Annotated in this window: 11 protein-coding genes; 4 read left to right on the top strand and 7 right to left on the bottom strand. The window is 47.5% G+C overall.

Annotation, left to right across the window (positions count from 1 at the left end; translation table 11 throughout):
- Window positions 1–152: 152 nt before the first annotated feature.
- Genes D6029_RS09095 through D6029_RS09085 form a run of 3 tightly spaced genes read left to right on the top strand, consistent with a single transcriptional unit; the run spans window position 153 to window position 3,353 of the window.
- Window positions 153–608 carry a MarR family transcriptional regulator gene (locus tag D6029_RS09095; RefSeq protein WP_120064464.1) on the top strand — a complete coding sequence of 152 codons (456 nt, stop codon included), beginning with the start codon at window positions 153–155 and terminating at the stop codon, window positions 606–608.
- Between the two features lie 20 nt (window positions 609–628).
- Window positions 629–1,807: an HlyD/EmrA/EmrK family protein gene (locus D6029_RS09090; protein ID WP_120064463.1), complete on the top strand. Its 1,179-nt coding sequence runs from the start codon at window positions 629–631 to the stop codon at window positions 1,805–1,807.
- A 10-nt stretch (window positions 1,808–1,817) separates the two neighbouring features.
- On the top strand, window positions 1,818–3,353 hold the full coding sequence (locus tag D6029_RS09085) for a DHA2 family efflux MFS transporter permease subunit (RefSeq protein WP_120064462.1): 1,536 nt from the start codon (window positions 1,818–1,820) through the stop codon (window positions 3,351–3,353).
- Between the two features lie 34 nt (window positions 3,354–3,387).
- Here D6029_RS09085 and sbmA read toward each other — a convergent pair whose 3' ends face one another.
- The 3 genes from sbmA to lpxP form a co-directional block, all read right to left on the bottom strand.
- Entirely contained in the window at window positions 3,388–4,605 is a 1,218-nt protein-coding gene (sbmA, locus tag D6029_RS09080; protein WP_120064461.1) for a peptide antibiotic transporter SbmA, read from the bottom strand.
- A gap of 99 nt (window positions 4,606–4,704) precedes the next feature.
- Entirely contained in the window at window positions 4,705–5,226 is a 522-nt protein-coding gene (locus D6029_RS09075; RefSeq protein ID WP_120064460.1) for an isochorismatase family protein, read from the bottom strand.
- 56 nt (window positions 5,227–5,282) lie between these two features.
- Window positions 5,283–6,209, bottom strand: a complete 927-nt coding sequence (lpxP, locus tag D6029_RS09070; RefSeq protein ID WP_120064459.1) for a kdo(2)-lipid IV(A) palmitoleoyltransferase — start codon at window positions 6,207–6,209, stop codon at window positions 5,283–5,285.
- A 429-nt stretch (window positions 6,210–6,638) separates the two neighbouring features.
- On the opposite strand from lpxP, the gene ampH reads away from it, so the two are divergent.
- Window positions 6,639–7,796: a D-alanyl-D-alanine-carboxypeptidase/endopeptidase AmpH gene (gene ampH, locus D6029_RS09065; RefSeq protein ID WP_120064458.1), complete on the top strand. Its 1,158-nt coding sequence runs from the start codon at window positions 6,639–6,641 to the stop codon at window positions 7,794–7,796.
- Window positions 7,797–7,829: 33 nt separating this feature from the next.
- Here the strand turns inward: ampH and D6029_RS09060 are convergent, their stop codons facing one another.
- The 4 genes from D6029_RS09060 to proB all read right to left on the bottom strand — a co-directional run bounded on the left by D6029_RS09060 (window position 7,830) and on the right by proB (window position 14,412).
- On the bottom strand, window positions 7,830–8,450 hold the full coding sequence (locus D6029_RS09060; protein WP_120064457.1) for a helix-turn-helix domain-containing protein: 621 nt from the start codon (window positions 8,448–8,450) through the stop codon (window positions 7,830–7,832).
- Between the two features lie 151 nt (window positions 8,451–8,601).
- Complete coding sequence (locus tag D6029_RS09055) at window positions 8,602–11,448, bottom strand: autotransporter outer membrane beta-barrel domain-containing protein (RefSeq protein WP_120064456.1); 2,847 nt, start codon at window positions 11,446–11,448, stop codon at window positions 8,602–8,604.
- A gap of 596 nt (window positions 11,449–12,044) precedes the next feature.
- Window positions 12,045–13,298 carry a glutamate-5-semialdehyde dehydrogenase gene (gene proA / locus D6029_RS09050; RefSeq protein ID WP_120064455.1) on the bottom strand — a complete coding sequence of 418 codons (1,254 nt, stop codon included), beginning with the start codon at window positions 13,296–13,298 and terminating at the stop codon, window positions 12,045–12,047.
- Between the two features lie 10 nt (window positions 13,299–13,308).
- Window positions 13,309–14,412, bottom strand: coding sequence for a glutamate 5-kinase (gene proB, locus D6029_RS09045; protein WP_120064454.1), 1,104 nt, complete (start codon window positions 14,410–14,412; stop codon window positions 13,309–13,311).
- Window positions 14,413–14,580 lie beyond the last annotated feature (168 nt).

Below are 14,580 nucleotides of genomic sequence, written 5' to 3'. Positions count from 1 at the left end.
AACAGTTATGCGGCCAGGCGTTTATCAGAGTTTGGCTTATAGTTAGAGAACCCAATCGCGCTGACAAAATGTGCGCTTTTCTTGACACAAACTTGACAAATAGTTGCCTGGTCAGTAATTTCAATTGTAATTACTGACCAGGCAATTAATTTATGAGCGATAATCCAGGCTTAATCGACAGCAAATTCCACCTCGGTTTACTGATTCACCTCGCAAACCAATTTAAAGACCAACTCATTAGCCAGTATTTCTCCGGCATGGAGATTACTGCGGCGCAATTTAAGGTGCTGATTCACATCTATAATGGGGTGACCAGCCCGGTTGTGATCAGCAAAAACCTGGTGATGGATGCGGGCGCAATGAGCCGCATGGTTGAGCGCATGGTCAAACGTGAACTGATTGTTCGCCACCCTAATCCGCAAGATAAGCGCCAGGTAATTCTGGCTCTGACCGATAAAGGCCAGATAATTTGCGACCATTTTCAAAATGAAGCGCTCGCCTCGATCATCGGCGATCTCACCGCACGCCTGACGCAGGATGAATCGGCACAACTGGTAGCGTTGATTACCAAAATGTTGCCCGACGACATCACTGCGCCACATCGATAACAGCGAATAAAGGCCAAAAGATGGAAACCACTTCAGAAGTCCACGTTCAGCGTTCCAGTAAGCGCAAACGTAATTTTATTATTTTTATCCTGATTCTTGTGCTGGCAGCCGCGGGTTGTCTGGCCTGGTATTTGTTATATGCACGTTATTACGAGTCAACTGACGATGCCTACGTGAATGGCAACCAGGTCACTTTAACGCCGCAGATTGCAGGCACGGTGACGCAAGTGAGCGTTGATGAAGGTGATTACGTTCAAAAAGGCCAACCGTTGGTCCTGCTTGATCCGAGCGATACCGAAATTGCCCTTCAGCAAGCGGAAGCGAATCTGGCAAATACCGTTCGCCAGGTTCGTGGGCTGTACAGCACTGCGGATAATTACCGTGCGCAAGTCGCGGCGAAAAAAGTCGCCCTGCAAACGGCACAAAACGATTATGCCCGCCGCCAGAAAATCTTCTCGACCGGTGCTATCGCCGCTGAAGATCTGTCGCATTACCGCGACGCAGTCACCAGCGCACAGAGTGATTTGGCCGCCGCGCAAGAGGCGTTACGCACCAACACCGCGATGGTGGATGACACCGTTATTGATAGCCATCCAGAAATCAAAAGTGCGGTCGCCACTCTTCGCCAGCGTTACCTTGAAAACTCACGTAGCACTATCGTTGCGCCGGTAAGCGGGTTTGTGGCTAAACGCGCCGTGCAGTTAGGAATGCGCGTCACTTCTGGCACCACGCTTTTGGCTATCGTGCCGCTTAACGAAGTGTGGGTTGATGCCAACTTCAAAGAAAGCCAGATGAACACCATGCGCCTGGGGCAAAAAGTGACGCTCAATGCCGACCTTTACGGTGATGATGTGGAATACCACGGCACGATTGAAAGCCTGGGGATTGGCACGGGAAGCGCGTTCTCGTTGCTGCCTGCCCAGAATGCCAGCGGTAACTGGATCAAGATTGTTCAGCGTTTGCCGGTTCGCATCACACTGGATCCGCATGATATGCAGAAGCACCCATTACGCGTGGGCCTGTCGATGAATGTCCGTGTCGATATTCGTGACGAAGGCGGCCATCTTCTGCCACAACAAACTGTTAGCGCCCCGCGTTTCACCACGGATGTGTATCAAAACCCGCTGGCAGAAGCGGACAAACTGGTGGCTAAAATCCTTCATGACAACAGCAAAACGGTAGCCGCAAGCGCCCGTTAAGAGAGACGTTATGCAAGATAAGGCTGCATTTACGCCTCCCAATATGTGGCTGGCGGTGCTCGCGCTGTCGCTGGCTACATTTATGCAGGTGCTGGATTCGACCATCGCCAACGTGGCGTTGCCGACTATCGCCGGTAATCTCGGCGTCAGTGCGGACCAGGGCACCTGGGTTATCACTTCGTTTGCGGTATGCAATGCCATTGCCTTGCCGCTGACGGGTTGGTTTACCCGGCGCTTTGGGCAGCTCAAGCTATTTATTGGCTCGGTGGTGATGTTCACCCTCACCTCGTTCCTGTGCGGCTTTGCCCATAGCATGACCGAGCTGATTTTCTTCCGCGCCCTGCAAGGTTTCTTCGCCGGGCCAATGTTCCCCATGTGCCAGACGCTGCTGCTGGTTATCTTTCCCTCCAGCAAACGCAGTATGGCGCTGGCACTGCTGTCGATGGTGACCGTGGTTGCGCCGATCGTCGGGCCAATTACCGGCGGCTGGATAACAGATAATTACTCCTGGCCGTGGATTTTCTACATCAACGTACCGATTGGGATTTTCGCCTCGATTGTGGTCTGGACGCAGCTACGCGCTCGCGAAGAAACCACGACGCATGCACCAATCGACTACATCGGTATTGCATTGCTGGTACTGGGTGTGGGTCTGCTTCAAGTGGTGTTGGATAAAGGCAACGATCTCGACTGGTTCGCCTCGTCGCATATCATCATCATGTCGGTCATTTCGGCTGTTTCGCTGGTTTCGTTTGTGATGTGGGAGTTGGGCGAGCGCCACCCGATTGTGAACCTGCGCCTATTTAAGGATCGCAACTTTGCTATCGGTACACTTTCGCTGACGTTGGGCTATGCCGCCTTCTTCGCGATTAACATTATTCTGCCGCAGTGGCTGCAAACGCAGATGGGTTACACCGCGATTTGGGCCGGGCTTGCCGCCGCACCAATGGGCGTCTTACCGCTGATCATGACGCCGATTATTGGCCGTTATGCGACAAAATTCGATCTGCGTATTCTGGCTTCGCTGTCGTTCCTGACGATGGGGGCATCTTGTCTGATTCGCGCGCAGTTCAACACCGACGTGGATTTCCGCACCATCGCCGAAGTGCAGCTGTTTATGGGGATTGGCGTGGCGTTCTTCTTTATGCCGATTACCACCATTGTGCTGTCGAATTTGAACGGTGCCGAAGTGGCTGAAGGTTCCGGCCTGGCAACGTTCTTCCGTGTATTAGGCGGTTCGTTTGCTTCATCGCTGACAACGTGGATTTGGTCGCGCCGTGAGGTTTTCCATCACGCCAACCTGACGGAGAGTGTGTCTAACTACAACCCGGCGGCGGTGGATTATCTGGATAAAATGGGTGGCGCCACGCAGCAGCATATGGCGTTCATCGATAAAACCATCGAACAGCAGGCGTACATGATGTCGACCATCGACTACTTCTGGATTTTAGGCTGGGGGTTTATGGCGCTGATTATCGTGATTTGGTTCGCGCGCCCGCCGTTTGTTCGGTCAGGCGCACCGAGTGCTCCTTCGGCGGGACATTAAATTAAACGGGCGGGATAAATTCCCGCCCGTTTTTTTAGACTATCTCGCCTGCGGCTTCGACAGGAACATCCTGCAAGGTGCGCTCAAAACTGCGCAGACGTTTGTAGATGGACATCAGCTCAACCAGCGTGGTCCACGAGTTGATCAGATACTGGAATGCACTGCGTACACGGTCGAACACATTGGTTATTTGCGTCATTAAACCGAGGGTAATGGTTCCGGCAACAATGGACGGGAACAACAAAATCAGCCCGAAAATATTATCAACCTGCAGATAAAGAATGCGGGCGATATTAAAGTAGGTGTAATGGAAATAGAGACGGAAATAATTATGTCTCACCGCATTAAAGAGAGCTTTGATTGTCGGAGGTGCTGCGCGTGATGGGTCATCTTCCCCGTAAACCAGCTCTTTACGATAAGCCGCTTCAACACGCTGATTATTAAATTGTAATCCTGGTAATTTAATCCCTACCACCGCCAGCAAACCTGTTCCCATTACAGACCAGACAATAGCCGCAATCACCAGTCCATACGGCAAATGGCCTACAATCGGCAATTCTGGAACGTGTGGCGAAAGTGCGATAAGCACAGGTAGAAAAGCGATTAGCGTCATGATGGATTGCAATAAACTTACGCCCATATCTTCCAGCGTGGAAGCAAAGCGCATGGTGTCTTCCTGCACACGCTGTGCAGCACCTTCTATATGTCGGAGGCGTTGCCAATGATCCATATAGTATTCGTTCATTGCCGTACGCCAGCGGAAAATATAGTGGCTAATGAAAAAGTTATTTAACACGGCAACGGTCACTGAAATTAACGCAATGCCGAGAAAAATACCTAACTCACTGTAAAACTGACCAATGGTGACTTTATGTGGCGCGCTGAGCGCCTTCTGAATCAGATCATAAAATGGCGCATACCAGGCGTTAATCGCAACGCTGACTTCGACTAAGAACCAGGTGACAAAGACAATGAGCGCTGAGCCCAATATCGACCAACGCTGCCACCGATGCGGGGAATAAACAGACCAAAATAGATAAAACAGGCCCACGCTAACAGCGTAAAAACCATAGAATACAAGCGATTTTAATGACCAGAAACGCGCCGCACTAATAGGGTCTTCATTTGAAGACCCAGCGAGGCGTTGAAGCCAATCACCTCCGCCAGCCTGCCAGAAAATAACGGCGATCATCGCCCAAATAAAAGCCGACAGGAAAAACGCTGTCGGGCGTGGGAAAAACGATTTAAACATCTACAACACTCCTGAAAACAAACTCTTATTGTTATGACCATCCGGGCACAATAAGGCTCACAAAATGTTGTATCAAGAGATGTCTGGTTTAGCGTGGCTTTACCAATCGGCGAGGATATCTGCGGTGGTTTTTACCCGCAGGGTGTTTCCCGGAATCGTAAAGTTACGCCAGACATCGTTGTAATGCTCGATCAACACTTCCGCAAGAGCCGCCGGACGATTTGCTGTGGTATGGGCATCAAGAGCAACAGTCATGGCATAACCGCGACTGGCTCCATTTTTAATAGTAGCGTCAACGCAATAATCCGTTGCACAACCGCACACCACAAATTCGTTTATTTGGTGCCGATTAAGCACGTCCTCAAGATCGGTGCGGTAAAACGCATCGCAAGCGGTTTTAGTCACATAAAGCGCATCAGAAGGTCGTGACAATTCAGGCAGCAGATCAAACGCCGCAGTCCCTTGCTCCAACCCTGATTCAGTATGCTGGATGAAAATGACTTTATCGGCGGCGTGGATCAGTTGGTTAATGCGTGTCGTGCAGTTTTCGCGGTTAATTCGAGGGGCTTCAAAAACCCCATTTTGCATATCAATAACCATCAGTACACGTTGGGCTGGCATGATTTCGCTCTCTACAAATCAGGAAATAAAGAGCGTAGCACAACCCCGTTTTAGCATTAAACGGTATAAAGTTTAGGTGCGCCCTCTGGCCGAGTTTTGAACCGGCGATGCAGCCAAAGGTACTGTTCAGGCGCACGCATAATTTCTTGTTCAATTTTGCGATTCATGTACTCAGCGGCGGCCTGTTCATCATCAAGCGGGTAATCAGTAAATTCTGGCTCAATAACCAATTGATAGCCGGTGCCGTCTTTCTTGCGGATCAGCACGATCGTCAGAATTGCGGGCTTCGCCAGACGGGCAATAGTGTAAGTTCCGTTGGTGGTCGCAGCCTGCTGAACCGCGAAGAACGACGCAAATGTACTGCCTTTCGGGCCGTAATCCTGGTCTGGCGCAAACCACACGGCTTCGCCAGACTTTAGGGCTTTTACCATGCCTTTCAAATTGCGGCGGTCGATCATCGCCTTATTGGAGCGTGAACGGCCACGCGTCTGAACAAATTCCATCGCTTTGTTGTTGTGAGGACGATACATCGCCATCATCGGACGACAAAGCCCCATCACTCGTCCACCCAATTCCAACGACATAAAATGCACGCCGATAGCCAACACGCCCTGCCCTTTGTCACAGGCATTCGTAATATGTTCCAGACCCCGGACTTCAAACCATTTCCGTACTCGCTCATCTGGCCAGAACCATGCCATGCCGGTTTCAATCAACCCCATGCCCAGAGAAGAGAAATTTTGCTCCACGATGGCATCAACCTGCTCATCGGAGTAATGGGGGAAACAAAGTTTGAGATTTTGACGAGCAATCAAGACTCTGCGTTTGAGAAAACGCATTGATAACCGACCAATAAAGTCGCCCATTTTCAGTAATACTGGATAAGGTAATTGAACCCAGAGCCACAAAATTCCCAGGCCAAACCAGGTTAGCCAATAGCGAGGATGAAGGAGTTCTTTTGGAAACAGGGATTTACTAGACATTTTCAGCTTCTGTATGCGTAATTAGTGTGTATCGCATAAGGAACTAAATCATTAGCGGTACAGCGAGGTGCCAAAACTAAGACGCCACCCGGCGTTAATAGTTGCAGCACGGTCATTCAAAGTGGCCCTGATGATACGCACTTTCTGATCAAGCCATGTAGTGATGTTGTCAGTTTTTTTATGTATTTCGTCTCATTACGTCAGTTATCGGAGTTATACGCACTTTTTCGCGCGTAAAATAACCTAAATAAGTCCGATTTTGCCACTGACTTTTACGGGAACTTTGCTGCATTACTGAACGAAAATCTCGCTGAAATGCCGCGTTACGCTTTTTCTCATCACATTCCTTATTTTCCGCGTTTGCGCAGCGCTGTAGAGTAGTATAAATACCATCAATATCGCTCCACTTCGTCCAATGGGTTATCTGCGTTGAAAATTCGTCTCTCGCGCTTCGCTGCGCTCGCTATTGCTGCGCTGCCAATTTTGAGCTTTGCACAAACTTCCCCCGATCCTGTTTTTGCTTCCGACATTACAGATCGTTACGCCAACCATATCTATTACGGCAGCGGTGCAACTGGCATGGCGATGGTCGTGATCGATGGGAATCAGCGTGTGTTTAGAAGCTTTGGCGAAACCCGCCCCGGCAACAACGTGCGCCCTCAGTTAGACTCGGTTATCCGCATTGCCTCGCTGACAAAATTAATGACCAGCGAAATGTTGGTAAAAATGCTGGATCAGGGCAAGGTTCAACTCAATGATCCATTAAGCAAATATGCCCCAACAGGTGCCAGAGTCCCGACATATAACGGTAAACCTATTACTCTGGTGAATCTGGCAACCCATACCAGTGCTTTACCTCGTGAACAACCCGGTGGCGCGGCTCATCGAACTGTATTTACCTGGCCCACGCGTGACCAACGTTGGAATTGGCTAGCCACGGCGAGTTTAAAAAGCGCGCCAGGCACTATCGCCTCTTATTCAAATTTAGCTTTTGACTTGCTTGCGGATGCACTGTCACGAGCGGCAGGGAAACCTTATCCAGCGCTGTTTGAGGAACAAATTACTCGGCCATTGGGTATGAAGGACACGACGTTTACGCCTTCTCCTGACCAGTGCAAACGCTTGATGGTGGCTGAAAAAGGGGCTAGCCCTTGTGACAATACTCTTGCCGCAATTGGCAGTGGTGGGGTCTATTCCACTCCCGACGATATGATGCGTTGGATGCAACAATTCCTGACGTCTGATTTCCATCGCCGTAATACTCAAGCTGACAGAATGCAGACTCTTATCTACCAGCGTGCACAACTGACTAAAGTCATTGGTATGGATGTCCCAGGAAAAGCGGATGCTTTAGGGCTGGGGTGGGTGTATCTGGCACCTAAAAATGGTCGCCCAGGCATTGTGCAGAAAACAGGTGGTGGCGGTGGATTTATTACTTATATGGCCATGGTTCCACAAAGTAATGTTGGTGTATTTGTCGTTATCACGCGTTCACCATTGACTCGTTTTGTGAATATGAGTGATGGTGTGAATGATTTAGTTTCAGAATTAAGTGGTTTTACATCACCTGCCGGTCCCGCATCTTGACAGCAGAGCAGGTCGATAAATCGACCTGCTTTTTTAATAGCTATTTGGTAATCGATTAACTGACTTCAGCTTACCTTTATCCATTTCAATGTAATTACCTTTGCGCAAAGCGGATAATATTTCCGCAATCACAGAACGTGATATTTTTGTTCTTTTTTGGACAAAGTTAATGACACCTGTACTAGCTCGCAGTTCAGGGTTCCAGGAGTCCATCATAAGTAATGTGGCTCGAATTTGTGAATAAGTACTCGCGCCAACAAAGTTCGCATCACGTTGTTCAAGACTACGTAATAGATATGTCGTCCAGTGGCATACGTGCTGCCATAATTTATTCTTTTCGATGATCTCAAAAGCCTGGCTTGCAAGGAGAGAAAAACCTTGGCAATCGGATTGGGTTGTTATGCGATATTTAATATGAGATTTGTGCAATACATTTGCCAGGCCAATTAATGTCGGTGCAGAAACAATCTCCATCAAAACATCATCCTTTTCCCTATGTAACACAATACTTCCTTCACAAAAAAAATAAATTAATGGTTCACCTTTATCGTTGAACATAAATAATTCACTATCGGCTGGAAGTGTAAATGCTTTACCAACCTCCACCAACCTGCCACGAATAACTTCGAGCTGGGTTAATGGTTTTGTATACATAATAGATATTCCTTTATCTTAGTTGGTTTAATAAAATGCCTGTCGCTATTCGAGACAGGCATTGATTATAACCATTTGATTCAAATAAGATATAACATTAATGAGGCGCAAAAATATTATATCTTTTGATATCGTACAGGTTTTTATATTATTACCAGGTGTACTTCACGCCCACATTTGCAGACCAGTCCTGATCAACATCACCACCACCGAGGTAGTTAGTGTCTGCATAGGCTGCAAAGTTTTTGGTAAAGCTAAACTGGGTACCCAATCCTACGCGAACGGCAGAACCTTCGATGCCATTGTCGATATCATCACCATTAACATTGGCGCTATTACCGTTAGAGTCATCATAGACATATGCCAGTTTGAAGTAAGGAGTCATAGCCTGGTCGCCAAAGTTGAAGCTATATCCAGCGTCCATACCCACTTCATAACGCATGCTGTCATAAGACTGGCTATCTACACGCATGTCATTGCTGAGCTGGTAGTTATCACCGTCCTGGAACAAGCCAGAGATAGATGCATATGGTGTCAGATAACCTTTACCTTCCTGGCTGAGTTGCATGTCGTAACCCAGTTTCATGCCAAAGCCCCAGGCATCAGAAGAGCTATCACCATCAACTGCAGCGCCGTTACTCATAGTTGCAGTCAAGTCGTTACTGTAATGGCTGTAGCTCAGTGTCGAATCCAGGAAGATATTATTCTGGAAGCGAGCTGAAGAGTAGATTCGAGCAGATTGGCTGTCTTGATCGACCTGGCCGCTGTTATCACTGATATCGCCTTTAGCAAAACCAGCGGCAGCACCCACAGTCCATTTGGCATTGTTACCTTCAACCACAGTATCCAGACCAACCATGATGCCGTTTACATCCTGGTCATAATCCACAACGCCGTTATCGCCAGAGAAACCACCACCAATATAAGTCACCCATGCACCACCTGAATCAGTTGGTGTATGACGACCATTTGCCAGACGGGTGCTCAGAGCATCTTGCTCCAGGTTCCAGATATTAGTGTTAGCAGAAGGAATGCTCAACGCCATGTTAGCGGCATCGGTCAGCTCGCTTTGTTTCAGGACAACGGTATTACCATACTGTTCAGCGTGATAGGTGTAGGCACCCAAATCAGCTTTGTTAGCAGCAGAGAAGGTTGCGGTGCTGTTTTTGTCGTTAACATAGATAATTTCTTTATCTTTATAGCTTGCGACAGAACCTTTACCAGTTGAATCATTGATACGAACTTTGTAGTTACCGACTGCTGCAACTGCACGGTCGGCAGCATCATCAACAGCGAATTCTTCATCTGCGTTATAAGTATTGCCGTTACCATTAACCGTCAGATGACCATCAGAGTTCATGGCAATCACGCCATAACCGTAAGTTACATCATTAGTATTCGTGGTATTGGTATGGCCATTGACCAAATCAGCATCTAATACGTAGTCACTGCTGTTGATATTAAATACGCCACCGTTGGTCAGTTCCAGCGTGTCTGTACCAAACAGTCGGGCATCCTGATCACCAGCACCAATACTGAATTCACCACCGTTAGAAGCGGTAATAGTGTTGGCATACAAGTAAGTAGTTTCATCCGTCAAATCGACTTTACTGTAACTATCTACTGTCAGATGATCGGTACCCACTTCTCCGTAAGAGCTCAGATTCATCGTTGAACCGTTTGTCAGCGTAATGGAGTCTGCCAGCAGATAAGAACTTTGGCCTACGTTGACCTGAGAACCATTATTCACGGTCAGAGTATCAATACTTGAATCGTTGACAGTATCCCATTCTGAGCCATTGTTCAGTGCAACGTTAAATACACCACTCTGGAATGTGTGGTCATCAATAATATTACCCCAGTTATTAGAAGTAGAAATTGGCTCCAGGCTGTTGACCGCAACGTCATACATAGTTGCAGGGGTAATATATTCATAAACGCCCGTAGCCGAACCAACCCACTTACTGCCGTTATCCAGAGTAATGTTCAGTTCATCAACATTCAGGCTATCGTCGACCCAGCCACCATTGGTATTGATAACACCATCGGCGTTGGAATCATGACCTGCAGGATAGAAGTTGGCATTCCAGGTGCTGGTGAATACAACATCGCCCATCAGTGTGGAATGGTCGAATTTAACATTGTTTTTCATCGCATAATCAGATGCTGAGCTATCTACAAAAGACAGTGCAACGTCATTTCCGCCACCGGAACCAGTATAATCACTTGGTTCTTCAGAGTTGCCATAGAAACCTGAACCTTCCAGTGGCTCGATAGCACCAGAAGTTACTGTGGAGTTAACAACAGAAATATTGTTATCCCAAGTGTGAGATTCTGTGGTGTAACCTGTATTGCTTGTACTGCCCTGAGAAAGAGTGATACCTGCAACACGGGAGTTATCGCTGATGTTGATATTGCTTTCAACATCTAGCGTGACTGCAGTGCCTAAATAAGCAAAATCAGCTGTAGCATAATTTTCTGATGCTGCTTTACTATCACTATTCAAATAACTATCAGTAAAGTAGAAATACTCGTAATCATCATCAATAGTAGAATCAGCAATATTCAACGTGAATACATCACCATCAACCCAGTTGTAATCAACATCTGTGCCATTCGTCCAGCCATAGCCTTCATGGTCATAAACTTTCGTTGAAGTGACCATGCCGTGAATAGCTGAATTGGATATATTCAGTGTATTTTCAACACCGCTTGCGTAATCATGATTCAGATAATGGCTGGAGATAACACCATTAACTACATCGTTATTGAAGGTTTGATCGTAAGCGCCATCAGCCGCATTGTTATAGATATAACCGTCATAAGTAATGTAGTTAAGCCTATCGGTATTCTCCCAATCACTCCAACTGAAAGCGCTGCTCGCGTCGTCGTGATAGCCGAATGTATTATATGTGGAAGCATTTGCCTGAGAGGCAATTGCCAAAGTGCACGCCAGTGCTAGTTGAGATACAACGAGTTTGCTTTTCCAAGAATGCATTTGTCATCCCTCCCAAGGGACTTAATTTTATGTTGGTCCATCAATAGTCAATGCAGTAAGCAGTTAACAGTAATACGCGTAATTGTATTAGCAGGGAGGATTATTATGTGGCGAGAGCAAATCGTTCAATTAATTTCTTAAGTAAGTACGAAAACAGACAAATAACCCAAAAGAGTTAGTAGCAAAAAACACTAAAACAATAATTGACAACCTTGGAAAATTAAAAAGATTAGACTAACAAAGGAAATTAACAATTAAAGGATAGTTATTATTAAATATAAACCAACATTACTCAGCCAAATGTAAATATTAGGTATTATATGTTTTAACCACCTATTCCAGGTCATACATTCATGAATCTTTCGGAGTAAATAAAACGGCTATTGGAAGTTATTGATTGAATATAAAAATTTAATTTCAGGAAGGATACTGTATGAGGAGAATAATTTGAAATTAATAACTGATTAGGTAATACATAAAATCTGATAGTTTCCAGATCTGTATGTATACCCGTTAGCCTTCAAGTTGCGGGTAGGCGGCAAGGGAGCAACACCCCTGCCGCTTGAAGGATGACGGGTAGATTACCGGTTTATCAATTACGAACGGATAGTATCGTCACCGAAACCGATCCATTTGTAAGTCGTGAGGGCTTCAAGACCCATTGGACCACGGGCATGGAGCTTCTGCGTGCTCACAGCGACTTCTGCACCCAGCCCAAACTGCCCGCCATCGGTGAAACGAGTTGAAGCATTAACGTAAACCGCAGAAGAATCGACTTCATTCACAAATCGATTTGCATGACTTAACGTGCGCGTCAGGATCGCATCGGAATGCTGCGTGCCGTGTTCACGAATATGTTCGATGGCGTCATCAATATCGGCAACCACTTTCACATTCAAATGCAGCGACAGCCATTCGTCGTCGTAATCTTCTGCTTTTACAGGTAACACTTCTGCCGGGCCGTTTTGCAACAGTGGCAAAGCTTTTTCATCAGCATGCAGCGTGACACCGGACTCGGCCATTTGCTGGCTTAAGGCGGGTAAGAAAGTGCCCGCTATTCCCTGATGCACCAGCAGAGTTTCAACAGTATTACAGGTGCTCGGACGCTGTGTTTTCGCATTTATGATGATATTCAGTGCTGGAGTAAACTCTGCACTTTCATCAACAAAAATATGGCACACGCCAATGCCACCAGTGATTACCGGAATAGTGGATTGTTCACGGCAGAGTTTATGCAACCCAGCACCTCCACGTGGAATCAGCATGTCGACATATTTGTCCATACGCAGCAACTCATTCACCAGAGCACGATCCGGGCTTCCAATCGCCTGAACCGCAGCCGCAGGCAGCCCACATTCAGCCAGGGCTTGCTGAATAACTTTCACCGTTGCAGCGTTCGTACGCCAGGTTTCTTTCCCGCCACGTAAAATCGCCGCGTTACCTGTTTTCAGGCACAGCGAGGCTACATCAACGGTCACGTTTGGGCGTGCTTCATATATCACACCCACCACACCTAAAGGCACGCGACGACGTTCAAGACGCAATCCGCTATCCAGTAAACCGCCATCAATGAGCTGACCCACTGGGTCAGCTAAATTGCATACCTGACGGACATCATCAGCGATACTTTTTAAACGCGCCGGTGTCAGTTGCAGGCGATCCAGCATCGCTTCACTCAAGCCATTCGCTTTTGCTTCAGCCAAATCTTGCTGATTGGCGATTAAAATATCGTCAGCCTGAGCTTCCAGATAATCAGCAATTCGTTCCAGTGCACGATTTTTTTCGCGACTCGAGAGCAGTGCCATCTTATAAGAGGCGGCTTTAGCTGCTTTGCCCATTTGTTCCAGCATTGCCTGCTCCTTAATTAACAATCATGTCATCACGATGAACGGCGACCGGGCCATATTCATAGCCCAGGATTTCATCGATTTGTTGAGAATGGTGACCCGCAATGCGACGCAGAGCATCACTATTATAGCGGCACACACCATGAGCAATATCGCGCCCTTGCAGGCTGCGGATACGGATGACTTCCCCACGCGAGAAATTACCCGTCACGCTTTTAATGCCTTTCGGTAACAATGAACTGCCGCGCTCTAAAATTGCCGCGAGTGCACCATCATCAACGGTAATTTCACCCGCTGGAGGCGCACCAAAGATCCAACGCTTACGATTCTCTAAAGGTGACTGCTGTGCGTGGAAACGCGTCCCGACAGAATTACCGGCCATCACGTCGCCAATTACGCCAGGTTTACTGCCTGCTGCAATGACAACATCGATACCTGCACGGCAGGCAACATCAGCAGCTTGCAGTTTCGTGCCCATTCCGCCCGTTCCGAGGCCAGAAACGCTGTCACCAGCGATGGCACGCAATGCGTCATCTATGCCGTGAACTTCTTTGATTAATTCAGCAGCCGGATTATTGCGCGGATCGGCAGTGAACAGGCCTTGCTGATCCGTCAACAAAAGTAGCTTATCCGCACCCGCCAGAATTGCGGCCAATGCCGAAAGATTATCGTTATCGCCGACTTTTATTTCTGCTGTCGCAACAGCGTCGTTTTCATTAATGACCGGCACGATGTTGTTATCAAGCAGAGCGCGTAAGGTGTCACGCGCATTCAGGAAACGTTCGCGATCTTCCATATCTGCACGCGTCAGAAGCATTTGCCCGACATGAATGCCATAGATGGAGAATAGTTGTTCCCAAAGCTGAATCAGCCTGCTTTGCCCTACCGCTGCAAGCAGTTGCTTTGAGGCGATAGTCGCGGGGAGTTCGGGGTAGCCTAAATGCTCACGCCCGGCGGCAATCGCCCCGGAGGTGACAATAACAATACGATGCCCTGCGGCATGGAGTTGCGCACATTGACGCACTAGCTCAACGATATGAGCCCGATTCAGGCGGCGTGAGCCACCGGTTAATACGCTAGTGCCTAGTTTTACCACCAGCGTCTGGCTGTCACTCATGATTCTCTGCCGTTTAAACGAAATTGGAAAAATTAAAATGTCAGATCACGTTGTAACAGGAGTCACGCGGCTTGCCAACTATGAGGATAAGGAAAACAACGAAGTTTGCGTAAAGGATCGAGCAACGTACCGGCAAATTTTTACATATTTATGACAATCATAATTTAT

It is taken from the genome of Buttiauxella izardii (genome assembly GCF_003601925.1).
Taxonomy (GTDB): domain Bacteria; phylum Pseudomonadota; class Gammaproteobacteria; order Enterobacterales; family Enterobacteriaceae; genus Buttiauxella; species Buttiauxella izardii.
This window is presented reverse-complemented; position numbering and strand designations above follow the sequence as displayed.

What these genes read in the sequence shown, in the direction of transcription:
- D6029_RS09095 (WP_120064464.1), top strand. Translation starts at nt 153, where the DNA reads ATGAGCGATAATCCAGGCTTAATCGACAGCAAATTCCACCTCGGTTTA.
- D6029_RS09090 (WP_120064463.1), top strand. Translation starts at nt 629, where the DNA reads ATGGAAACCACTTCAGAAGTCCACGTTCAGCGTTCCAGTAAGCGCAAA.
- D6029_RS09085 (WP_120064462.1), top strand. Translation starts at nt 1,818, where the DNA reads ATGCAAGATAAGGCTGCATTTACGCCTCCCAATATGTGGCTGGCGGTG.
- sbmA (WP_120064461.1), bottom strand. Translation starts at nt 4,605, where the DNA reads ATGTTTAAATCGTTTTTCCCACGCCCGACAGCGTTTTTCCTGTCGGCT.
- D6029_RS09075 (WP_120064460.1), bottom strand. Translation starts at nt 5,226, where the DNA reads ATGCCAGCCCAACGTGTACTGATGGTTATTGATATGCAAAATGGGGTT.
- lpxP (WP_120064459.1), bottom strand. Translation starts at nt 6,209, where the DNA reads ATGTCTAGTAAATCCCTGTTTCCAAAAGAACTCCTTCATCCTCGCTAT.
- D6029_RS09060 (WP_120064457.1), bottom strand. Translation starts at nt 8,450, where the DNA reads ATGTATACAAAACCATTAACCCAGCTCGAAGTTATTCGTGGCAGGTTG.
- D6029_RS09055 (WP_120064456.1), bottom strand. Translation starts at nt 11,448, where the DNA reads ATGCATTCTTGGAAAAGCAAACTCGTTGTATCTCAACTAGCACTGGCG.
- proA (WP_120064455.1), bottom strand. Translation starts at nt 13,298, where the DNA reads ATGCTGGAACAAATGGGCAAAGCAGCTAAAGCCGCCTCTTATAAGATG.
- proB (WP_120064454.1), bottom strand. Translation starts at nt 14,412, where the DNA reads ATGAGTGACAGCCAGACGCTGGTGGTAAAACTAGGCACTAGCGTATTA.